Origin of the sequence: Haladaptatus halobius (genome assembly GCF_020618475.1) — an archaeon.
Lineage (GTDB): Archaea > Halobacteriota > Halobacteria > Halobacteriales > Haladaptataceae > Haladaptatus > Haladaptatus halobius.
Window position 1 is genome coordinate 286,612 of record NZ_CP085336.1, and the last position, 21,168, is coordinate 307,779.

A 21,168-nucleotide genomic window follows, 5' to 3' on the forward strand; every position below is an offset into this window, starting at 1 on the left:
GGTCCCGGGGAGAGGCGGTGCGTAGGCAGAACAGTCGTGTCGGTCGCGCCCCGAAATATCACATGGTCATCCCGGTGACTCTCGGAATGGAACGCGTGCTCTTCGTGAACTGGGCGATTGATCCGGCCGTCGTCGCCCCGCACCTCCCACGGTCGCTGTCCGTCGACACCTTCGACGGGCGGGCGTGGCTCACGGCTGTCGCACTGGAGAACGTCGACGTACGACCGCGCGGCCTCCCCGCCGCAGTGGGCTTCGACATCCCGGAGGTCAACTTCCACACGAAAGTCACGTGCGGGGGAGTCCCCGGCATTTACTACTTCAGCGTGGACGTGGGGTCCATACTCGGGACGGCCTTACCGCGGTTGTTCTACCATGCACCCTATCACTACGCAGACGTCGAGCTTCAGCCGGTCGACGGCGGCCAGCGAGTAACGTGTCGGCGGCGGCATCCGGGGAGTCGACCCCTCCACTTCGACGCCCGGTACGGGCCGTCCGGTGGCGAACTCGACGTGGAACCGGACTCGCTCGCCTGGTTCCTCACCGAGCGACACCGGTTCTTCACGGAGACCCTCGACGAGACGGTGTACTCCGCCGCGATCCGACACGAGCAGTGGCCACTGCGTCGCGCCGAGGCGACCGTCGAGCGGAACAGATTGTTTCGCGCCAACGGGTTCGGCGAACCTCCGGAGGGACCAGTTTCCTACTACAGTCACGGCGTCTGCGCAGAGATGACTCGGTGTCGGCCTTGGTGGGCGTCAGCACACGCGTGAATCGTTTCGCGGACGCCAGCTACCGACGAGACGGACTGCTGATCACCGGGGCCGTCGGGACTCGCCATCCCCCGCGAGGAGGCTGATGGCGAGGTTCGTGACGGCGTCCCGGCGACGATCGGATAGGAGACTCCCCGCGGCGATCCAGCACCTCGCCAGGAGGCTCATCAGATAGTAGGCGTCGGGATTCTCTTCGGTCGCCGCGCGAAGTATCGTTTTCGCGACCACGGACGAATCGGCGACGCCGGGAACGTCGGCGTCGACGGCTTCCAGTCGTCCGAGGAGGTCATAGAGTCCGGTATGGTGCTGGGATCGCTTGAGCCGACGAGTCTCATCGACGGCACGCTCGAAAAAGTCCGTCGCCGTCAGCCAGGGTTCGATCACGACGACGTCGACGCCGGTCCCGTACAGCTCCTGTCGGAGCGCGTCGCTCATCGCTCGCAGCGCGAACTTCGAGCCGCAGTAGACGCCTGTCCCTGGCAGGACGAATCGGTCCACGGCGCTGGAGACGTTCACGATCCGGCCGGCGTCTCGGGAGCGCATGTGCGGGAGGACGGCGCGAACGAGGCGATGAGGGCCGAAGACGTTGACGTCGAACTGCCGGACAACATCCGATGTGGGAACGTCCTCGACGGCCCCGAGTTGCCCGTAGCCCGCGTTGTTCACGAGGCAGTCGATGCGACCCTCCGCAGTGAGCACACCATCGACGACGGCGGTGACGTTCGCCTCGTTCGTCACGTCGAGAGCGGCGGTCTTCGCGCCCCGATCGGCCAGCCCACCGAGGTCGTGCCTATCGCGCGCCGTCGCATACACCGTCCAGTCCGCCGCTAGGAAGGCGCGAACCGTCTTCCGGCCAATTCCGGTCGAACAACCAGTGATGAGGGCCGTCTCGCCGCCGCTTGTCTCCGTCCGGTCGTCGATTACGCGACCCATCATTGATGTCATCCGTTCACCGCGCTCCCCTCGTGGTCTCGACGATTCGTAGCGTCGAGTCGTCGACGGCTGCGATGTGACAGAGGGGGCTACCCGGGTAGACGACCGGGTTTTCGAGCCTGCTGAAGAGAATCCCCGCGAAGGGTGCCTCGACGTCCGTCAGTTCTCGGTCGAAGGGATTCCGGATCGTGCAGAGGAACTCGCCCTCGCGGACGGGATCGGCGTTCGAAACGTCCATGTCGACGATCCCGCCCGCGTCCGCACGGAGCCATTCCCGCTTGTCGGGATCGACGATCGATCGCCATCCCGGCCACTCCACGGCGTCGGCGGGACGGAGCTCGAACTCGGCGAGCACGTTCTGGACGCCCCTGACACCGTCTTCGATCACCTCGTCTTGGAACCGGTTTGCTTCGCCCATCTCCACGACGATCGTCGGCGTTCCCGCTTCGGTCGCGGCGCGTCGGAGCGAGTTCGGTGGTCCCGCCCCGTCGACGATGAGATTCGTGCCGAACGCGTGCGCCAGTCGCGACGCCTCAGGGTCGTCGAGGTCACCGCGAGCGTGGATTACGTTGGTCCGTCCACCCGTCGACGTGTGGAAGTCGATGCCGAAGTCACACGGCTCTATGAAATTGGCGTACACCTGGCGGGCGATCCGCTCTGAGGTCGTTCCGTCCTCGCTGCCGGGAAACGAACGGTTCAGGTCGTCCTCGGCCGGAACGGCACGCTCTTGCACATTGGACCCGGGGACGTTCACGACGTGGACGCAGACGAGGGTCCCGGCGAGGTCGTCGTGATCGAGGTCGTCAACGACGCGCCGCAGGACATCGATACCGTTGAGTTCGTTCCCGTGAACGGCCACAGTAAGGAACGCAGTCGATCCCCCCTCTTCACCGTTGATCACCGTGATGGGGACGCGGATCGGGTCGCTCACGTACGCCTCGCTAACTTCGAACCGGAAGTGCTCAGTCTCGCCGGGATCGACGCTTCCACCCTCGTATCGGAATGGTTCTGGCGTGTGGGACGGCATACCGAGTATCACGGGTGGCACGTCGAAAAAGGACGGGGTGGAGACGTGACCCCGACACGCGATCGATTGGAGTCGCTCGTTCCACGTCCGATTCGAACATGACCACAGCGTTGCATTCTCCGTCACTTCGTTCGGCAGAACTCATGGATCCGGTGCAGGTTCTGATTCTGCCTGTGGCTGGTTCCGTCCAGGAGATTTGACTAAGGCGTCATCGCCGCAAACGATGGTGTAGCCGCCGATGACGAACAGCAGGCCCCACGCGAGGAACGCGAGGTCCCACAGGAGGACGGGACCGGGGCCGTCGGGCTAGACGTGGTGGACGCCCAGCAGGTGGTGGTCAATGATCTCCTCGACGACGTTGAACAACCCCCAGCCGAGGACGGCCGACCCGAACAGTGTCCGGCCCGAGACGGGACGTTCGGCGTTCGCCACGCCCGCCACAGCAGGACGATTCCGACAACGGTAAAGATGTACGTCACTGCGTGGAAGAGCCCGTCGAGCAATACGTTCAGTCGCAGGCCACTCACGGTCGTCGTATCGGTGACGGCGGAGGCCATGTGGTGCCACCGGAGAATCTGGTGTAAGACGATGCCGTCGAAGAACCCGCCCAGTCCCAAGCCGAGGAGAATCCCGGCCTGCACGAGCGGCTTGGCTCGCCGCGGCAACCCGAACCATGTCTCGGCCTGATCGCTCATAAGAGGCGTACGGGCTGTAGGCAGAAAAGCGCGCATTATCCACAGACGACGTAACTATCCGAACGAGAGGAAAACTGGACATCGACACCCAAGATTGTTCGATCTGCACATCATCCTACCAGATGTTTCAATAATGATTGTTTTGAACATATCCCGGGTAGCTCATCCTATATGCATTGAGAAGGCCAGTCTCAACTACTGCCAGGAACGCATATGACCACAACCTCGGAGTTTGGCCCAGTGATGCATGCCTTCTTTTCACGCTGCCCACTCTGAATAGCGTCGAGTCTACGGATTCTCCACTGGAACTATACACCTCTTATTTTGCCGGTAGACACGCATCAGAATCCCATTCTCTGGAGTTGTGATAGCCCAACCCAGTCACTTCACGGTAAAGGAAGAGTTTGAGCATCCCCTGGAACTGATGCCGACTAGGGAGCTAATTAATATACCTGAAGTCGGCTCAGTACGATTCGTCATGCACAGTCTCCCGCGAAATTTGGACTGTCAAGCTAAATTCCGCGGTTGGCTATGCATGACGAATCGTACCTGCCCATCATGGGGTGACACGGCCGCTACGGTTATCCGTGTCCTTCCGGTAGTAAATGATGGGAGAATGACATCATGAGCAACCAAAGGCAGCTCCGTCGGTTGGCGCGCCGTATCGTCCGCCAGACGAGGCGGCAGGTCCGTAAAAAGCGGCGGCAACAGCGACGCGAAAGACGGCGAGGAGAGAAAGAGCGCGAGGTATGACCTCTGGAACTGCAAGTAGAAAATTACTGCTCGGCGCTGCTGATTATCTCCGCCTGCGAACCGTCCGCTTCCAGCCCTCAGACCTGCTTCTATCTACGCGAGGACGTGCGCGGACAGGGACTCTCCACTCACCTGCTGAAGGCGGTGAAGGTTCACGTCCGGGCGAACGGTGGGACAGCGGTGGAAGGATACCCGGAGGAACCGGCGGAGATAGGGACGTCGGGAACACCGGACTATATGGGCCTCGTTCCTGCTTTTGAGCACGCAGGATTTCATAAAGTGGCGAGCCTCTCGAACGGTCGCCCTGTCTACCGTGCTGACCTGACGGAGTGAAACACAGCCGAGCGAGTATATTAGAAGATGACTCCATGAGAATCCCACTGATGCAGACCCGTTATTCCTCACCGAAATGGAGACAACCACTTCGCTAATCACTTTTCGGAGCCGAAGCCCCATCACAAGGCTCAGTTGCACGCATACTTGTCACCGACTCCTGCACCCAGTGGAGTCGTCAGTCGAACCATAATAGAATTGCAATGTGATGCTGCTCTCACGTCCGTCCCGGGCGTTACTCACATCCAAGTTCACGCCGTCAGACGTGCCGACAACGGCTTCCAGAACACGACGAACCTCCGTGTCCAGAACGCGTTTCATCGAAGAACACGATGCTGAACAATCTGTTCAAACAAACACGTTCGGCCACAACAGACTCCAACCGGAGCACGGTTCTCAGCGAAACTGTCCCAGCCAAGATTACACTGTCGTAATTAACACCCGGAAGTGAAGCGTAATTACGCCAGACCTGTTCTCCCGAATTTTTCCATCTCGCAATCTCGGTGAAAAAAGCGGGAGTAATTACACCCCACAGTAGCTAACCGTTGTTTCCGCATCGAAGGGGGCGCAATTTGCGCCCTCCTTGTCATCTGTGGAGGGGTACTCGAGGAGAACGGATGGCGCATTGTGCATGGCATCGTCGATAGCGTGTGGGTGACACCGATTGAAGGAGAAGAACAGACGTCGCTGTCTGCGCTTGTATCGGAGATTTCTAAGCAGGTGGAGATTCGGCTTGAACACGAAGCCCACTACGATTGGATAGCGTTTGCGCCGTTACGTGATTCGGATGCTGGTGCATTGACGAGGTACTTCGGGAAGGTTGCTGGCGAAGACGAGTACAAGTATCGAGGCATCGAGTGTCGCCAGCGGAGTTCGCCATCGTATATTGATAAGGCGCAGAAAGCGTTGATTCGAGCGTTGGATGAGTACCGTGACCCAGAGGCGGTTTGTGAGGAACTGCGGTCGTGGGTCGATCGACTTGAGCGTGGGGCGGTCGATCCGAATGAGTTGGTGATCACGAATCGGGTTTCGAAAAAACGGGAGGACTACACACAATCGACGCGGAGTGTGGCGGCATTGGAGCGAGTGGCGGATCTGGGGTTAGCGCGTGCCCCTGGTCAGAGTGTGTCGTATGTGGTGATCGACGATGCAAAGCGATCGCGTGAGCGGGTGGCGTTAGCAAACGAGGGGACAACCGAGTATGATACTGGATTATATCGGGAGTTGTTGATTCGTGCTGCAGTGAGTGTGTTATCGCCACTTGGGTGGCGGGAGTCAGATATTGAGCAGGAGTTAAGGCAGTATACCGAACCTAGTTTGCAGTCATTCAGTTGATTGGGACATGTAATTAGGATTGCTGAGCCGTGTCATAGCCTGAAGTTAGCGCTTAATTATCGTACATTAGCTAATCATCAGCTTCAGACTCGCCACTCTCGCTGAAATGCTCCGTGACCTGTGCCAGATTATCAAGGACGCGGTCGGGCTGGTGTAGAAGATCCCCAACGGTATCAAGCCACCCTTGCACACTCATCGGCTGCTCCGTCTGGAGAGGTCCCTAATTGCTGGTTACCCCCACAGCAGGTGCAACTGACGTAGTGATGACGCAGACCACCAGGACTGCGGTAAGGATTGTTCGAAACATGTGTGCTCTACAGGCGGAGCACTTTGGGGGAGACTTACTGATCTTCAGGCAACGAGTTAGAATAATATCACAATAAATGCGAACCGCTATCGTACTCTGTTATACACTTTTGTGGCTCCTTATTGTGGGGGCGGTAATTGAATGAAAACTCGGGTCGGTCGACGTTAGTGGTCTGAGTCGTCGGCCGATGCTTGCATCGCTTGAATTTTGAGGATGAGAATATTCTCTGTCGTATCCGTGCTGTCGAGTTCGCCCTCGATAACCAAATTTGAGAGTGGGGTCGGTCCAACACGGACTGCATCACCACTGTGGAAATCACTCAGAGATCCTTGGATATGTACCTCCGCACGGCAGCGCTCTGGATGATGCACACTGCTCAGCGAAATCTGATCAACGTTTGCGTTCTCTACTGGTTCATCGTTGTGAACCAACGGTACCTTCGCTGCTTCATCCAGCGTCTGTATATCGAGGGCATTAAAAGCAGTTGCTGTGGGTTTGTATCCACCTTTCGGTCCAGGCACTCCTTCGACGAGTTGGAGTGCTTTCAGTGATTGCATCTGATTGCGGATCGTCCCTGGATTGCGATCGACTTCGTCTGCAATCTCTTCGCCTTTCACCGTGTCTTCGGACTCGCTATGCAGATTTACGAGGGCAGTCAGAATCGTCTTCTGACTTGCTGTCAGCTCGATTGATGACATATCGAACTCTCTGATCTCCCAGCGGTTAAATCCAGCTTTTTTAAATTGTCTCATCTCTTATCCTCAATTCCGCTGTTGTGCAGGTTGCTGTTGTGAATGAACCGTGAACTTTCGGCACAACCCGGAACGAATTCCAAGTGGATGTGATTGACCTCAACGCGGTCAACTTGGTGGCGTGAGAAATGCATTGAGCAATTCCTTTCGAGTTATGATGAAATCAGTCTCAAATCGTTTCTCTGACGATCATACCTTTAGAGAGGCATTTGTTCCGATGTTTCATAACTATGGAAGAAAAAATCACGGCCACATTGAGAACCCTCAGTCGATGGTAGGTTTCAGTAGTCGTGCCGAAGGCAAGGCGCATATTTAGTAGCAACTCACAGCTCAGCCCGAAGGAACTCAACCGTTCGGGACCAAGCTAACTCGGCGGCGTCTTCATCGTATTCCGGCCGATCGGATTCGAAGAACCAGTGTTCGGTATCAGGATACGTCTGGAAGGAAACCGAGCCGTCTCCAGCCTGCAATCGCTCCCGAAGTGCTTTGACATCGCTCTCGCTTTCAAACTGGTCGTTCTCTGCAAAGTGGCCGAGAACAGTAGTCGATGTCCCTTCGTAATCCCCATCGCTCGTTCCGTAGAAGAGGACGGTCGCATCGATGTCGCTCGGTCGATCTTGGACCACCCTGAGTGCATAGTAGACGCCCATCGAGGCCGCCATCACTCCGAGTCCGTTGGCGAGCTGCTGATGATTACGGAGGTAATCGAATGCAGCGAAGACATCCTCAATGGCTCGTGTTGCGTCGAGTTCTGATGACATGGCATCCGCGTCATCAATGGTCGAGGCGACGTTCCCGTAGTAGAGATCAGGGCCACAACAAGGAAGCCCTCCCTTGCCAATCGGTCACAGATGTTTCTGAAGCACTCGTTGAATCCCCACCACGCATGGACGAGGAGTATTCCGGGATAAGAGTCCGACCCTGGCGAGGTGATGTAGAGCTGTAGCTCTCGGTCATCGATCGATATGGATTCCGTAGAATTCATGCGTTCCTATCTGATTCGGAATGGAATATAGTTGTGCTCTTTGTGCTCTTCTATTCTTCTCTGTATGTTATTTATGTAGGGAATAATATGTTCACTGTATGGATCACAATATCTCCCGCAGACGGATGCTTTCTGTCTGTGGTGCAATGGCTGGGTCGGTCGTTGCAATTTCACCTCTTACAGCAGACCACCCTCCAACTACCAACCGAACTCCCAGTGAAAGAGAGTGGCCAATGGAACAATACGATGCAGCCGGAACAAGCTATTCTCGGACTGCGAGTGGTCCCAAGGAGAATCCTCGGGTTCGCTGGAAACGACCACTCAACACCCGACTTGGGTTTACGTACAAGTCCACACCGATTATCGCTGAAGGTCGTGTGTATGCCGTTGATCAAGAACTCTTGTGTGTTGACGCCATCGACGGCACGCAAATCTTTCGGGCTGACCGCTCATATCCAGCACCACCAGCTGTCATAACTGCTCAAGCATACCGCTCCCCGACACTCGCTTTTGCAACACAATCGGGTGCAGAGGGTCTCCATCCGACGGGTGGGCGTTCATTTGCAGGCATTCATTTTGGAAGTACTAGATGGCAGGCCTCTCTGGACAACACTGTTTACTTCTTTGGCGGTGGTCAACAACAGATCCCTCCTGTCGCGGCTGATGGCACTGTACTTGTCACCGCCCTCAACGACTTACTCGCGATCGATGCTAGCAGTGGTGATATTCGATGGCATGGAACTGGTGGCGAAGCACGGCCAGCTGTTCGGGATAACACCGTCTATGTCCCATCGTTCAGTAAAGGGGTCATCAGGTATAACCTTGAGACAGGGAGTGCGATGTCCTCGATTGGTACCAGTTCGTTTCGGCCACTCTCTGTCGCCGCTGCTCCTGATTGCCTTGTTATCGGTACTGATCGTGGGTTAGCTGGGGCAAATTACGATGGATCGACTCGCTGGCAGTACAAACCTAGCGGCCTCGATCGTGATTACGGAGCGGTGGCTGTTGCTGAGGATGTCGCGTACGCAGGCTTCCGTGGTGATGATCAGAACTGGCTCGTCGCTATCGATATTGCCGATGGGAGTGAACGCTGGCGGAGTAAAATGGCACCGGAGCAAGAGCCACAGTTTGCGCCACCGACGGTTGCTGACGGTGTTGTATACGTTCCCACTGAAGACGATGGACTCGTAGCCATCGATGCTGCTACCGGCGATACTCGGTGGCGGTTTACGGAAGGTGATCAAAGACTTCCCTGGTCGCCAGCGGCGGTTGTTAGTGAGACACTCTATGCGGTTGGAAATGGTCATCTCTACGCACTGGAGGAAACATGAGTACCATGCCGACTGATGGTGTTGATGAGACAGTGTCTCCGGAGAGAGGACATCCAATTTCGGTTCGATCGCTCTTTACGATGGCACTTACTCGTCTCAGATCGATACCATCTGCAGCCCTTGCACTTGTTATCGCTGGTGTCATCATCTCCGGTATTGATTGGCTTCAGCTACATGATCCAATTCCGACGGTCGGCTTTAGTGGCGTTCAGGAAGGAGACTTTTCGATCTCATATGGAATCGTCATTACGATTCTCTCACGAGCAAACGTTCCTCTGTCGGCGCTTGTTGACCTCAAAACTCAGTGGCTCGCCTGGGCGATCGGATTAGAAGCACTCGGTCTCCTCGTTATAATCGGTGCTGGTGCCTTTGCGCTTGCTCGTCTTCTTAATGTTCCGCTCACATCGACTGCAGTTATTCGATATGCGGTGGTTGTCACGCTCTTTCAGGTCGCAACTGGAGACATTCAGTTCGAAGGCGGCAGCGCTGTACTGTTTGTGCCAGTAGCTATTCTATTGTTCGTGCTGGCAGTGCATTTGTTCCCTCTGCCTGGATTGCTCATCGCTGGATACCCGATTCGATCGGCACTTCGGCAGAGTTGGGACCTGGTAGCTGGGAATGGGTGGACGTTATTTGGAGTAATCGTTGTCGTGGGTGGACTCAACCACCTATTAGCAAGTATTCCGATCATTGGTGCAATGGGGAGTGCACTCGCCGGCGTACTCCATGCTGGGACTGTTGCTGTATTTCTTCGAGAGATGGATCTCACTGAGTGATCTCACGCGCTGCGATAACTGCTCGAGATTCCCGATTCTACTGCAGCTGGTTGTTATAGTCCGGATTCGATTATACCGTTGTAATAGAGGGGGATCGCGAGAGCGACCCCTCCATTTCGCAGAAAATGACGCAGAAAAAAACGCACTCCACCGTAGTCAACACACTACTACCACCATGTGTCACCGGCAGTGCGGTGTGAATCTCTTGTGGTGGTGCCGCCGAAATGGGGGTTCTGCGAACCCCCGTGATTACAACGCTATAATTAGCACCCTCCGTTCCCTCCCGCGTTGGCTTCGTGGGCTCGCATCCACCCAGCTACGTCGGGAGGGCCGACCGTGAGTTCGATGTGATGCCCACAGACGCACGTTGCGTCACTGATCGATAGTGGTCGTGACGTCTTGTCGCTCACACCGGGGACACGCTCGGTCATCTCCTTCATGCGTGATTCAGTTGTCGGTTTGATCAGACTCGGAGTTCGTGCTTGGCTGAGTGATGCTTGGTATCACCCGACGGCTTGGATCCCGTCGCTCAAGCACTGTAGTGACGAGTCGGACGACGATGTAGGGCCCAACGACTGAAAGTGTTGATATACCAGCGAGGGCCACGATCATTGCCGCAAGGACGGGAGTAGTGCTTAGCATGAACCCAAACACTATGAGCGCAGGTAGTCCAAGCAGGATCACAACAACTGGGCGTATCTGGTCATGATGGCTAGGGGGTGACCGGCTGGTAGTATGTTGACTCTGGTCGTATGACGATCGTTTTGGGGGTGGTTGTCTCATAGCTGTGTAGTCGATTGAGTCGGTTTGCGGGCGATACAGCGAATGCTCTTCCTGGAGCAGCGATGCCTCTACGAAGACGCTATGAATCCATCTCGAAGGCAGCGCTTTCGCCGGTTACTGGGCGAAGACGGTTGCCTCCAAGACCGATGTTGCAGGTCGGTCTTCAGGGAGGTGCGTACCTCCATAGCGAGTACCGCTATGGGTTGGAGTTGAGTTCGATGAGCCAGTGAACCGAGGGGAGATCCTCAATTCATGATCTGGCCTCCACACGATCGGCGATAGCCTACGGTGTGGGGCGTTCCGTCACCAAACGCGAGCCTTTCCATTGGCTCACCAGTATAGGATACATATTGGAAGCGGTGTCAACAGACAGAGTGTATCAAGAAACCTGTGCTCACGCTCAGGATTTCATGATAGTGACCTGCTGTTGGGGAAATAGGGTTCGCCTCGAAGCTTCGAACGGACGAAGATCGAAACCTGAAACCCAGCCCAAGGCCGCCTCCGAAGCGCATATCCTATGCGGCGAAGGCAGGGAGAGGCTGAGCGTGAGGGTGAGGCGCAGGAATCGATATAACCCACCCACCACACGCAGGCACTTTGCCAACCCCAGCCTGGATGCGATTCCAGAGGAGCGGCAGATGCATTCCGGAGACAGACGCCCTACTGTTGTGCTTGAGAGCGAATATCCGGTGTGATGGATAGGTCATAGTTATTCTTCTTTCTACGCGTCACCGTGTGACATCTGGCGATTGTCCACCAGATGGATGATGTGTAAAATCAATATCGGGATTGCTATTTAAATATTTTCGAATTATACTGATATTGTTCAGTGTATACAGTTGACAAGCCGCTCCCGAAGAAGGGGACAGGAAGTGATGCTCCAGAATTGGAATTCTTGGAGATGAAAATGATACTCAAAGCAAATGGGTAGCGGATTCTGCACGGCATCGTTGATAGCGTGTGGGTGACACCGATTGAAGGGAAGGACCAGACATCGCTGTCTGAGCTTGCATCGGAGATTTCCGACCAGGTGGAAATCCGCCTGGAACACGAAGCCCACTACGACTGGATTGCGTTCGTTCCGTTGCGCGATTCGGATGCTGGTGCGCTGACGAAGTATTTCGGGAAGGTCGCTGGGGAGGACGAGTACAAGTACAGAGGAATCAAGTGTCGGCAGCGAAGTACGCCATCGTATATCGACGATGCGCAGAAAGCGTTGATTCGAGCAGTCGATGAGTATCATGATCCGGAAGCGGTCTGTGAGGAATTGCGGTCGTGGGTTGATCGATTGAAGCGTGGGGCGGTTGATCCAAGCGAGTTGGTAATCATGAATCGGGTTTCGAAGCACCGGGAGGACTATTCACAATCGACGCGGAGTGTGGCGGCACTGGAGCGGGCGGCTGATTTAGGGTTGACGCGTGCGCCTGGTCAAAGTGTGTCGTATGTGGTGGTGGACGATGCAAAGCACTCGCGTGAGCGAGTGATGCTTGCCAGCGAGGAGCTGAGTGAGTAGATACTGAGTTTTATCGAGAATTACTGGTTCGTGCAGCAGCGAGTGTGGTGTCGCCGTTGGGATGGCGTGGGAAACGCATTGAGCAATCCCTCTCGAGTCATGACGAAATCAGTCTTAAATCATTAGAAAAATGATTTCATGTGTAGAGGATGGATCTGTTGCATACCTGCATCTCCATAGAACCCAAAACCATGCCTATGTCGAAACTCTCAATGGGAGCTGCAGTTCTCAATAATATACTCTATATTTTCGGTGGGATCAGAATCGACACCGGACTGAAAACGGTTCCCTACACGTATGGGTACGATCCGATGGTTGGGTCACAAGGTCAATGGACGCAATTCGAGAACAAACAGCAAGAGACATCTCGTTTCACCCAGCGAACAGCACGCGAACGACAGGTCTACTCGCCAGAGCAGGGTTCATCAGTGTTGTGAGCACTCGTGATCGGATGTTTTACGCGGCTTCCAGGCGGTTTGCACCCGCGACGAGTCCGGCCCCAAGCACACCGAGCGCCCCCGCCACCGCGAACGCCGGAGCGTAGCTGGCGAACGCATCGTAGACGACGCCCGCGGCCGGCGGGGCGAGCAACCCGGAGATCGCGAACGAGACGGAGACGAGCCCGAAGACGACGTTGATGTTGTCGGCACCGAACAGATCGGCGGTGAGCGGTGAGAGCAACGCTCCGTTCCCGCCATAGGCAGCGCCATAGACGAGTGCGAACAGGTAGACGCCAAGCGCGGAGCCGGTTGCAGTCAGCGCAAGCGTCGACAGGCCCATCACGGCCGAACAGGTGACGAACACGCGAACCCGGCCGAACCGATCGGAGACGAGGCCAATCACGAGTCGGGAGAGGCTCGTCGCACCCCCGACCAGGCCGAGCGCCCATACGCCGACGCTGCGGCCCATGCCGGCATCCGTCGTGTAGACGACGAGGTGGGCGAAGACGACGTAGAGCGTCGCGTAGATGCCGACCCACCCGAGCAGCACGAGGAGGAACGACGGTGTCCGGGCGACGCCGACGGTCTCGCGGAGCTGATCCCGCCAAGAGGTCATCCGGCGCTCGGTGACGAGACCATCCGGAAACTCGCCCGTCGCGTCGATGTCGAGCTGGTGCGGATCGCCGGCGATGACCGTGACCGCGATGGCGAGCAGCGCGAGCGCGACGATCAGGAAGAGCGCATAGGTCGACCGCCACCCGATGGCGACGATGAGCGTGGAGGCCGCGGGCGTGGCAAGTAACATCCCGACGCCCGTCCCCGCACTGGCGAGACCGCCGGCGAAACCCCGGCGCCGGCCGAACCACCGGGGGACGGTCGCGAACGCGACCACGTAGACAATGCTCAATCCGAGCGACGTGACGACGCCGTAGAAGAGCATGACCTGTACGAACGACGTGCTGAGGGCGACGCCACCTAAGCCGACTGCGAGCAGCCCCATCGCGCCGAGTAGCAGCCGTCGAGTCCCGTAGCGGTCGACGAAGCCTCCGATGACGGCCGCACCGACGTACATCACGAACGTCTGGACGCCGAAGACAAGTGACGTCTCGCCACGAGAGCGGCCGAACTCGATGAGCATCCGGTCGAAGAAGACGCCGAACGAGTACGAGATGCCGAAGACGACCAGCGAGCCGAGAAAGCACGCGCCGACCACGAACCACCCATAGTAGACGTCTGATTGCGTTATTCGCGAGTACATTCACACCTATCGGGAGCATGCAGTCGGATCGCGGTTCTCGTTCCGCAAGGCGAGATCGACGGATAGGTAACCCACGCGCTCATCGGCGGGCCAAGCGGGGCGGTCGGCGACTCAATCTCAATCATCGTCACCGACGTTCTCATTCCCCTCACTGCTCCCTCCAGGGGCACGGGGGAGGTCAGCATCCTCATAGCTCTCGCGGAGCCGTTTCTTGTCGAACTTTCCGGTCGCGGTCTTTGGCACGCTATCGACGAAGATGATGTTGTCCGGGAGCCACCAACGCGGATATGACTCCTCAAGGAACGCCAGCACGTCGTCGGCCGTGAGATCCGCCCCTGATTTCGGCTTGATGCACGCGACCGGACGCTCGCGCCACCGGTCGTGCGGGACGGCGATGACAGCTGCCTCGGTGATGTCGTCGTGTTCCATGAGCTCATTCTCTAGATCGATGCTGGAGATCCACTCACCGCCGCTCTTGATGATGTCCTTTGCGCGATCGACGAGTTCGAGATAGCCGTCTGCGTCGACCGTCGCGATATCGCCAGTCCGCAGCCAGCCATCCTCGAAGCCCTCCTCGTTCGCCTCCGGTCGGTTGTAGTACTCGGAGACGACGGTCGGCCCACGAACGTACAGTTCGCCGACCGACTCACCGTCCCACGGCAGCTCCTCGCCGTTATCGTCGACGAGTTTCATCTCCACGCCCGGGGAGAGCAGTCCCTGCTTGGCTCGCTTCTCGAACCGCTTCTCCCGGCTCCATCCGTGCATATGGCTCTTCGGACGTGAGACACTCCCGATGCTCATCGTCTCGGTCATTCCCCACGCATGCTCGAGGACGACATCATACTCGTCCTCGAAGCGCCGCATTACCGCGCTCGGCGCCGCGCTCCCGCCGACGACGATGCGATCGAGGCTGCTGATGTCGGCGTCATGATCGTCGAGGTAGTCGAGCAGGTTGATCCAGACGGTCGGCACGCCGGCGGTCAGGGTGACTTCCTCCTCCTCGATGAGGCGAGCGAGCGTCGCCGGATCCGGCGATGGTCCGGGATAAACCTGCTTCGCTCCCGCCATCGCCGCAGAGAACGGAAATTCCCAGGAGTTGACGTGATACATTGGGACGACATGCATGATTACGTCGCTCTCGTCGACGCCGATGGCCGACGGTGTCGCCACCATCATCGCATGACTGTAGATCATCTTCTGGGTGTACTCGACGCCTTTCGGTTTCCCGGTCGTTCCAGACGTGTAACACATGCCCGCCGGCTGGTCTTCTGAGAGGTCGGGCCACTCGAGTGGATCGGCATCAGCCACTAGCTCCTCGACGGTAGAGACGCAATCGAGATCGGTCTTGGGATGTTCATCGCTAAGTACGATGACCTCACGAACGTCGTCGAAGCGGTCCCAGAGCCGCTCGATCGTCTTGAACGGCTCACCGGGGTCAACGAGAAGCACTTCGTCCTGAGCGTCGTTAACGATGTACTCGACGTGGTCGTCGGGGAGGACAGCGTTGATCGTGTGAAGCTGGGCGCCCATCAACGGGATCGCGAAGTACGCTTCGTAGTGGCGATGGGTGTTCCAGCCGACCGTTCCGACCCGGTCGCCCGATTCGACGCCAAGCGCCGACAGCGCACCCGCGAGTGCCCGCGTTCGGTCACCGAACTTCTGGTAGGTGTAGCGCGTCTTGCCGTCTGGACCCCGAGAGACGATCTCTTTCTCAGGAAAGAGATTCGTTGCGCGCCAGTAAAATGGCTGTAATGTGAGATCCGTAGACACCATGGTCTGCCGTGATAGATGGTATCCCTCATCATTAATCCTTGCGACTGTGACAGTTTACTCGATACGTTAACCGGCGGTGGTTTCATCCCAGCGGCCCACTAACGATGGGCGTGAACGACAATACAACCGACTGGGCAGCCGTGTTCTGGGATATCGGCGGCGTGCTCTTAGCTATCGAGTCGGCACGCACATCGCATCGGCGTTTCATCGAGGCATTGGCCCGTGAGCATGGTCTTCTGGCATCTGTCAACGAGGCGCTCGAGACATGGCGAACCGAGATCGGCCGCTACTTCCGCGAACGGGAGGGGACGGAGTTCCGCTCGTCGCAGGTTGCGTATCGAATCGCCGTCGAAGCGGTGATCGGCGAACCCATTCCTCAGAACGAGTGGCGGTCGCTGTTCGAGCAGGTCCAACGAAAGACGCTTCGGCCAAATCCCGGAGCCGTCGAGACGGTCGAACGACTCGCGACGACCGATCTCCACGTCGGAATTATCAGCGATATCGACGGTGCCGAAGCGCAGCTTATCTTAGAGTGTTTCGGCCTTGAAGACGCGTTCGACTCGATCACGACTTCCCAATCGGTCGGCCAGACGAAACCCGCGCCGGCAATGTTCAAGACGGCACTGGGGAAGGCCGACGTTCTCCCGTCAAGCGCCCTCATGATCGGGGATCGGTATAAACACGACATGGCAGGGGCGGCCGATGTCGGTCTCCAGACCGTCGCGTATGGCGCTGACGACGGCCCGGCTGTCGACTATCGCGTCGACGATCTACGCGATATTCTTGATATCGTCGATGCCCGGTGCTAAGGATTCTCCGTGAGCGACGTTCTGGATGCGCAGCCGAGCGGTGAACATTATCGTTTAACGCCGTGACACGCGGACAAATTGGAGAGGATCTCTTCCCAGAAAGCGTCGGTTGCTGGTAACCATGTCACACTTACCGTTACCGTGGTGCTGAGCAGATCTGCTTACAAATTTTCGAGCCCCATCCGACGAACTCAACCTCGGTGTCGACCTGCAGTGTATCAAGTACGCGAGATAGACCGAGATAGTTCCCTGCGAGCATGCCGATGCCAAGCCGATTTCGTCGGTGTAATAGGTACTGAGCCGTTGGTGAGTCGCATCGTCGACTGATCCCGTGACGAAACGCTCCGTGTAGTCGATGATGGACGCAATGCTTGCATCGAACCGATCGACGTCACCACTGGAGATCGCCCTGATCTCCGTCGGTGTTAGCCCCTCATCAAGTGCAACGCGGACGTGTTGGTACCACTCGGTCACTGAGCCAGTATGATACGCGACAGACAGAATAACGAACTACCGCTCTCAAGTGGTCAAACCGGTCTCATCTCAGACTACCGAACCATACGTCTGGAACGCCTCTAAGAGGTCGACGTTGTTCGTCATCGTACGATAGACGTTCAAGGTCTCGCCCCGTAAGGAATGGGCGCGATCTGCAATGGACTCGGGCTCATCGGAGAGGGTGTCGAGCAAGGAATGATTCTCTAGAGGGAGTTCTGCTTGGTCAACGTAGGGGATCCGTGGCATGCCATGACATGTGATTTCTGCTCGAATAAGCGTGTGGTTGCAGATCACGAAAGGACGAGATAGGCTCAAACGCCAGAGTTAGCTACTGAGGGAGATACGGATTTCCTGATAGAGAACTCCCAGAAACTCGTTTTCAACGATGGTACCGATGATACCTCAACGGACAGGCCAGTATTCTATCAAATATCGGCGGAGTTGAGACGGTAGTCTTCGAGGGTATCTTCGTCGAGTGTAACGCCAAGTTCTGGCTCCTCAGGGGCAGGAATGTTCCCACCATTATGGACATAAATCGCTTCGGGGTTCTCGATGTATGGGGCCAGCGACGTATTCACCCGGACCTCGGCGTCTTCGCCAAGGACAGCAAATCGTTGAGCAAACAGGCGCGACTGGCCGCAGAGACGTGAAGACTAGCCGCGTAGTTGATGGCCAGACCCAATGCATCGGGAGAAGGCGCTTGTTGAACGCTTCGACGAGATGTGCAACACGCATCGCGCTGGTGATACCGCCAACATAATCGAGTGAGGGTTGGTAGATTTCCAGTACATTTGCGCGGAGGTGATTTACTGCAGGGTAGTGCGGTGTGTGGGTCTGATAGCCTGCAATCGGCACTGACACGTGGCAGTTTAATTTTGCCTGGCCTTCGATATCTGTGTGGAAGATGGGCTATTCGAACCACTCGAGTTCTAGTTGACTCGCTGTCTTGGCGACGGTGAGAGCCTCATCGTATGTATACGACGTATTGGTATCGATGGCGAGTCCAAAGTCCGTAGGGATGTTCTCCATCACTGTGGTAATGCGCTCGCGGTCCTCAGCGACGCCAAACCCGGCGCCGATTTTCATCGCTTCAAAGCCCTTCTCCGCCAGCCATTCCGCCGCGTCTACTAACTCGTCTGGCGATTTCTCGATCGGGAACGTGGCGTATGCCTTCACCTCACTCGCTCGTCCACTGAGGAGTTGATAGATCATACTGCGCGGTTCGACGTCGACGAGGAAGCGTTCGAAATCGGAGTAGACATACTTACAGCGGCAATACAGAGCGTAGAAAATTCTGTCATGTATCGTGGCCAGACTTCGAGATGGCATTAGCAGTATCTAGAGGATGGTTGCATTGCGGCATTCGTCTTGCACTTGGTCGCTCAGATGGTCCGAGAATATTAGGTGCTGGTCCGAGAACTGAGACCGATGGCCGAGGACGGAAGTTACGAGGATCGGCTCGTGGATGAGCAACGACTCCGAGCGTACCTTGCCTCTAAGCTGGGTGAGTCTAAGACGTATGCTATTGAATGGCATCAGGAAGGCCACTCGAATGAGACACTCTTTGTGACCTGGAACGATCGGGAACTCGTCCTGCGACGCCCGCCGCCGGGCGAAACCGCGGACACGGCGCACGACGTCGGTCGCGAGTTCCGTGTCATGGCGGCGCTCCAGGGGACAGCCGTGCCAGTCCCGCCGACGGTCCTCTACTGTGAGGACGAGTCCATTATTGGGGGTGAGTTCTATCTCATGGAGCGGGTCGACGGTGAGGTCGTCCGCCTCGTCGAACCAGACCGATTCGCGACTCCTGAGCGGCGCGCGGAGGTTGGACAGACGCTCGTCGATTCACTTGCCGCAATTCATGACTTAGACTATGAGTCGGTCGGGCTCAGCGACTTTGGGCGCCCCGAGGGCTACCTCCGCCGTCAGGTCGATCGCTGGGGGAAACAACTCGAGTGGGCAACCGGCAGGACGAACCGCCCGGAGGGACTACCAGGCCGTGAGGAGGTAGAGACGTGGCTCGACGATGCCTGTCCTGAGCCGGCGGAGCAGACACTCGTCCACGGCGACTACAAGCTCGACAATGTCATTCTCGCGCCGGGAACGCCGCCTCGCGTGAACGCCGTCGTCGATTGGGAGCTCTGTACGTTGGGTGCGCCGCTTTCCGATCTCGGCTGGATGCTGCTATTTTGGCACGACGACCCAGATGCAGAGCCGCTAATCCCGGAGCTGATGCCCGCGTTCACGGCTCGCGATGGATATCTGAGCCGTCGTGACCTCATCGAACGGTATGAGGAACAGATGGGTTTTACCTTCGAACATCCGACCTTCTATCAGGTACTCGCAACGTACAAGCTGGCAGGTGTCTGTGAAATGTTCTATGCGAGATATCTCGCGGGCGACAGCGACGATCCGCTCTATGCTGCCATGGACGAGGGAACGCCGACGCTCCTGGCGTACGCGCGCGATGCCATCCGTGGCTCCCGGGCGTGGTAACGAGCTTAGAAACACGCTCCTTCAAGAAATCTGAGTGTTGGCGATCCCATCAAATCACACCCGTCCACTAAGACGGGCAAGCGTCAGAGTGCATCACGTTCATCGCTCCCTCCCTCAACCGATTCACGGCACCGCAAATGCCAGCAAGAGTCAATGGTCCACAACCTCATTACCAGCGGTCTCATCCAAGCCATCGTGATTCAGACGGTGCTCTCGGTTAGATCCACTTCAAGCGGCCGTTACCAGGCCGCTTCAAGTAGGTCGACGATGTCCGACTCGGTGACTCGTTTCGGACTATTAGCCATCGCCGAGTCGTGAGCGGCGACCGCGGCCATCGCCTCGAAATCGTCGCGGTCGACGCCCACGTCGCGGAGTCGCCACGGCACACCGATTTCCTCTTGCAGCGCTCGAATCGTCTCGCACATCCCCTCCAGCATCGTATTGGGGTCGGTCACCTCAACACCTAGGGCACTTGCGAGACGGTGCATCCGCTCGGGAACCGCGTCGAAGGTAAAGCGGATGCCGTGGGGGAGCAGGATACTGTTGCCGTCGCCGTGTGAGACGGGGTGGCGAGCGCAGAGGGCGTGGTTGATTCCGTGATTGATGCTAATGCCGCCGACGATGCCGAAGCCGCTGAGTCCGGCGCCAAGCTGTGCAGCCACCAGTGCCTCGGGGTCGCGCTCATTGACTGCCGCTGGGAGGTTCATGACGAGAAGGTCGATGGCCTTCTCGGCGGTCGCCTGGTAGAACGGATTCTCGGCATGACCGTCAGAGTAGAGAATCTCTACCGCGTGGTCGAGCGCGTTCATCCCAGTACTGGCGATGATCGCCGGCGGCGTCGTCGCTGTCGCGGCCGAGTCGTAGATACAGGCACGCGGCCGGATCTGCTCGTCGAGCACGACGGCCTTGTCTCCGGCCCCCTCGTCGGTGACGCCGAAGATGTCCGTCACCTCCGCGGCTGACAACGTCGTCGACACCGCAAAGACCGGCGTCTTCTCCGCCGGTAGGTCAGGTATGTACGACTCCCCAGCGGCGGTTGTCCGCGTCTTCATCTCGTGGAGGGTCCGCTCGCTCTCGGCGGAGAAAACGGAGATCGCCTTCGCCGTATCGCTGGCGCTTCCACCCCCGACGCTCACGAGTCCGTCGATATCGTGACGGTCGAACGCCTCGACGCCCGCCTCCACCGTCTGCAATGGAGTGTCGCTCCGTGCTCCGGCGTACGTCCCGGCATGCCGGTCACCGAGCGCGTCGACGATCGGCCCGATCAGCGCCTCGTTCGCGCCGACGTTCTCCCCGCAGACGATCATCGCCCGTTCGACGCCCACATCCGGTAGCAGTTCCGCCAGCCGGCCGAGCGCACCGTCGCCCCACAAAAATCGAGCGGTCTCATATCGATGGTCGCGTATCATATGACTGCCATGCGTTGCGCGATTATGAATGTTAACACGACACACCAAATCGGTGGAACGACCCCCACTACCGGTCTGGTGGAGCTGCCACGGTGAGGCGAGCTGCATGTTGCTTGGCAATGGTTTCTGTCATGACGATGTCCGATGTAGTACTCGCCTGGTCATATGTTGACTAATGGCAATATACATGTGGTG

At 57.5% G+C, this 21,168-nt stretch carries 17 protein-coding genes and 3 pseudogenes; 8 read left to right on the plus strand and 12 right to left on the minus strand.

Annotated features, from left to right (window positions below):
• Positions 1–17: 17 nt before the first annotated feature.
• Positions 18–770 carry a YqjF family protein gene (locus tag LIW51_RS18155; protein WP_227377871.1) on the plus strand — a complete coding sequence of 251 codons (753 nt, stop codon included), beginning with the start codon at positions 18–20 and terminating at the stop codon, positions 768–770.
• Positions 771–812: 42 nt separating this feature from the next.
• Here LIW51_RS18155 and LIW51_RS18160 read toward each other — a convergent pair whose 3' ends face one another.
• The 3 genes and pseudogenes from LIW51_RS18160 to LIW51_RS39230 form a co-directional block, all read right to left on the minus strand.
• Positions 813–1,715, minus strand: a complete 903-nt coding sequence (locus LIW51_RS18160; protein WP_227377872.1) for an SDR family oxidoreductase — start codon at positions 1,713–1,715, stop codon at positions 813–815.
• Between the two features lie 4 nt (positions 1,716–1,719).
• Positions 1,720–2,730, minus strand: coding sequence for a succinylglutamate desuccinylase/aspartoacylase family protein (locus LIW51_RS18165; protein ID WP_227377873.1), 1,011 nt, complete (start codon positions 2,728–2,730; stop codon positions 1,720–1,722).
• A 141-nt stretch (positions 2,731–2,871) separates the two neighbouring features.
• A pseudogene (locus tag LIW51_RS39230) lies at positions 2,872–3,425 on the minus strand (DUF2243 domain-containing protein).
• Positions 3,426–4,283: 858 nt separating this feature from the next.
• On the opposite strand from LIW51_RS39230, the gene LIW51_RS18175 reads away from it, so the two are divergent.
• Entirely contained in the window at positions 4,284–4,511 is a 228-nt protein-coding gene (locus LIW51_RS18175) for a hypothetical protein (RefSeq protein WP_227377874.1), read from the plus strand.
• Positions 4,512–5,138: 627 nt separating this feature from the next.
• On the plus strand, positions 5,139–5,846 hold the full coding sequence (locus LIW51_RS18180; RefSeq protein ID WP_227377875.1) for a DNA polymerase domain-containing protein: 708 nt from the start codon (positions 5,139–5,141) through the stop codon (positions 5,844–5,846).
• 471 nt (positions 5,847–6,317) lie between these two features.
• On the opposite strand, the gene LIW51_RS18185 is transcribed toward LIW51_RS18180, so the two are convergent.
• Both LIW51_RS18185 and LIW51_RS18190 read right to left on the minus strand, forming a co-directional pair.
• A complete protein-coding gene (locus tag LIW51_RS18185; RefSeq protein ID WP_227378267.1) occupies positions 6,318–6,851 on the minus strand; it encodes an Rrf2 family transcriptional regulator in 534 nt (177 codons plus the stop codon).
• Between the two features lie 377 nt (positions 6,852–7,228).
• Positions 7,229–7,890: pseudogene (locus LIW51_RS18190) on the minus strand (dienelactone hydrolase family protein).
• Between the two features lie 233 nt (positions 7,891–8,123).
• On the opposite strand from LIW51_RS18190, the gene LIW51_RS18195 reads away from it, so the two are divergent.
• On the plus strand, positions 8,124–9,221 hold the full coding sequence (locus LIW51_RS18195) for a PQQ-binding-like beta-propeller repeat protein (protein WP_227377876.1): 1,098 nt from the start codon (positions 8,124–8,126) through the stop codon (positions 9,219–9,221).
• Between the two features lie 5 nt (positions 9,222–9,226).
• Positions 9,227–9,997, plus strand: coding sequence for a hypothetical protein (locus tag LIW51_RS18200; RefSeq protein ID WP_227377877.1), 771 nt, complete (start codon positions 9,227–9,229; stop codon positions 9,995–9,997).
• A gap of 263 nt (positions 9,998–10,260) precedes the next feature.
• On the opposite strand, the gene LIW51_RS18205 is transcribed toward LIW51_RS18200, so the two are convergent.
• A complete protein-coding gene (locus LIW51_RS18205) occupies positions 10,261–10,428 on the minus strand; it encodes a hypothetical protein (protein WP_227377878.1) in 168 nt (55 codons plus the stop codon).
• A gap of 1,316 nt (positions 10,429–11,744) precedes the next feature.
• On the opposite strand from LIW51_RS18205, the gene LIW51_RS18210 reads away from it, so the two are divergent.
• Positions 11,745–12,293, plus strand: coding sequence for a hypothetical protein (locus tag LIW51_RS18210; RefSeq protein WP_227377879.1), 549 nt, complete (start codon positions 11,745–11,747; stop codon positions 12,291–12,293).
• A 456-nt stretch (positions 12,294–12,749) separates the two neighbouring features.
• On the opposite strand, the gene LIW51_RS18215 is transcribed toward LIW51_RS18210, so the two are convergent.
• Both LIW51_RS18215 and LIW51_RS18220 read right to left on the minus strand, forming a co-directional pair.
• On the minus strand, positions 12,750–13,991 hold the full coding sequence (locus tag LIW51_RS18215; RefSeq protein ID WP_227377880.1) for an MFS transporter: 1,242 nt from the start codon (positions 13,989–13,991) through the stop codon (positions 12,750–12,752).
• A gap of 117 nt (positions 13,992–14,108) precedes the next feature.
• Complete coding sequence (locus tag LIW51_RS18220) at positions 14,109–15,764, minus strand: long-chain fatty acid--CoA ligase (protein ID WP_227377881.1); 1,656 nt, start codon at positions 15,762–15,764, stop codon at positions 14,109–14,111.
• Positions 15,765–15,868: 104 nt separating this feature from the next.
• On the opposite strand from LIW51_RS18220, the gene LIW51_RS18225 reads away from it, so the two are divergent.
• Complete coding sequence (locus LIW51_RS18225) at positions 15,869–16,573, plus strand: HAD family hydrolase (protein ID WP_227377882.1); 705 nt, start codon at positions 15,869–15,871, stop codon at positions 16,571–16,573.
• 543 nt (positions 16,574–17,116) lie between these two features.
• Here LIW51_RS18225 and LIW51_RS18230 read toward each other — a convergent pair.
• The 3 genes and pseudogenes from LIW51_RS18230 to LIW51_RS18240 all read right to left on the minus strand — a co-directional run bounded on the left by LIW51_RS18230 (position 17,117) and on the right by LIW51_RS18240 (position 18,397).
• Positions 17,117–17,314: a hypothetical protein gene (locus LIW51_RS18230; protein WP_227377883.1), complete on the minus strand. Its 198-nt coding sequence runs from the start codon at positions 17,312–17,314 to the stop codon at positions 17,117–17,119.
• A gap of 179 nt (positions 17,315–17,493) precedes the next feature.
• A complete protein-coding gene (locus LIW51_RS18235) occupies positions 17,494–17,646 on the minus strand; it encodes a hypothetical protein (RefSeq protein WP_227378323.1) in 153 nt (50 codons plus the stop codon).
• A pseudogene (locus LIW51_RS18240) lies at positions 17,591–18,397 on the minus strand (enolase C-terminal domain-like protein). The gene LIW51_RS18235 and the pseudogene LIW51_RS18240 overlap by 56 nt, the downstream one beginning before the upstream one ends.
• A 99-nt stretch (positions 18,398–18,496) precedes the next feature.
• Here LIW51_RS18240 and LIW51_RS18245 point away from each other — a divergent pair.
• Positions 18,497–19,564: a phosphotransferase family protein gene (locus tag LIW51_RS18245; protein ID WP_227377884.1), complete on the plus strand. Its 1,068-nt coding sequence runs from the start codon at positions 18,497–18,499 to the stop codon at positions 19,562–19,564.
• A 239-nt stretch (positions 19,565–19,803) separates the two neighbouring features.
• Here the strand turns inward: LIW51_RS18245 and LIW51_RS18250 are convergent, their stop codons facing one another.
• On the minus strand, positions 19,804–20,973 hold the full coding sequence (locus LIW51_RS18250) for an iron-containing alcohol dehydrogenase family protein (protein WP_227377885.1): 1,170 nt from the start codon (positions 20,971–20,973) through the stop codon (positions 19,804–19,806).
• Positions 20,974–21,168 lie beyond the last annotated feature (195 nt).

Bases quoted from the DNA above. Each gene is read 5' to 3' on its own strand.
- LIW51_RS18160 (WP_227377872.1), bottom strand. From the start codon at position 1,715: ATGACATCAATGATGGGTCGCGTAATCGACGACCGGACGGAGACAAGC.
- LIW51_RS18165 (WP_227377873.1), bottom strand. From the start codon at position 2,730: ATGCCGTCCCACACGCCAGAACCATTCCGATACGAGGGTGGAAGCGTC.
- LIW51_RS18185 (WP_227378267.1), bottom strand. From the start codon at position 6,851: ATGTCATCAATCGAGCTGACAGCAAGTCAGAAGACGATTCTGACTGCC.
- LIW51_RS18195 (WP_227377876.1), top strand. From the start codon at position 8,124: ATGGAACAATACGATGCAGCCGGAACAAGCTATTCTCGGACTGCGAGT.
- LIW51_RS18200 (WP_227377877.1), top strand. From the start codon at position 9,227: ATGCCGACTGATGGTGTTGATGAGACAGTGTCTCCGGAGAGAGGACAT.
- LIW51_RS18205 (WP_227377878.1), bottom strand. From the start codon at position 10,428: ATGACCGAGCGTGTCCCCGGTGTGAGCGACAAGACGTCACGACCACTA.
- LIW51_RS18215 (WP_227377880.1), bottom strand. From the start codon at position 13,991: ATGTACTCGCGAATAACGCAATCAGACGTCTACTATGGGTGGTTCGTG.
- LIW51_RS18220 (WP_227377881.1), bottom strand. From the start codon at position 15,764: ATGGTGTCTACGGATCTCACATTACAGCCATTTTACTGGCGCGCAACG.
- LIW51_RS18225 (WP_227377882.1), top strand. From the start codon at position 15,869: ATGGGCGTGAACGACAATACAACCGACTGGGCAGCCGTGTTCTGGGAT.
- LIW51_RS18230 (WP_227377883.1), bottom strand. From the start codon at position 17,314: ATGCCACGGATCCCCTACGTTGACCAAGCAGAACTCCCTCTAGAGAAT.
- LIW51_RS18245 (WP_227377884.1), top strand. From the start codon at position 18,497: ATGGCCGAGGACGGAAGTTACGAGGATCGGCTCGTGGATGAGCAACGA.
- LIW51_RS18250 (WP_227377885.1), bottom strand. From the start codon at position 20,973: ATGATACGCGACCATCGATATGAGACCGCTCGATTTTTGTGGGGCGAC.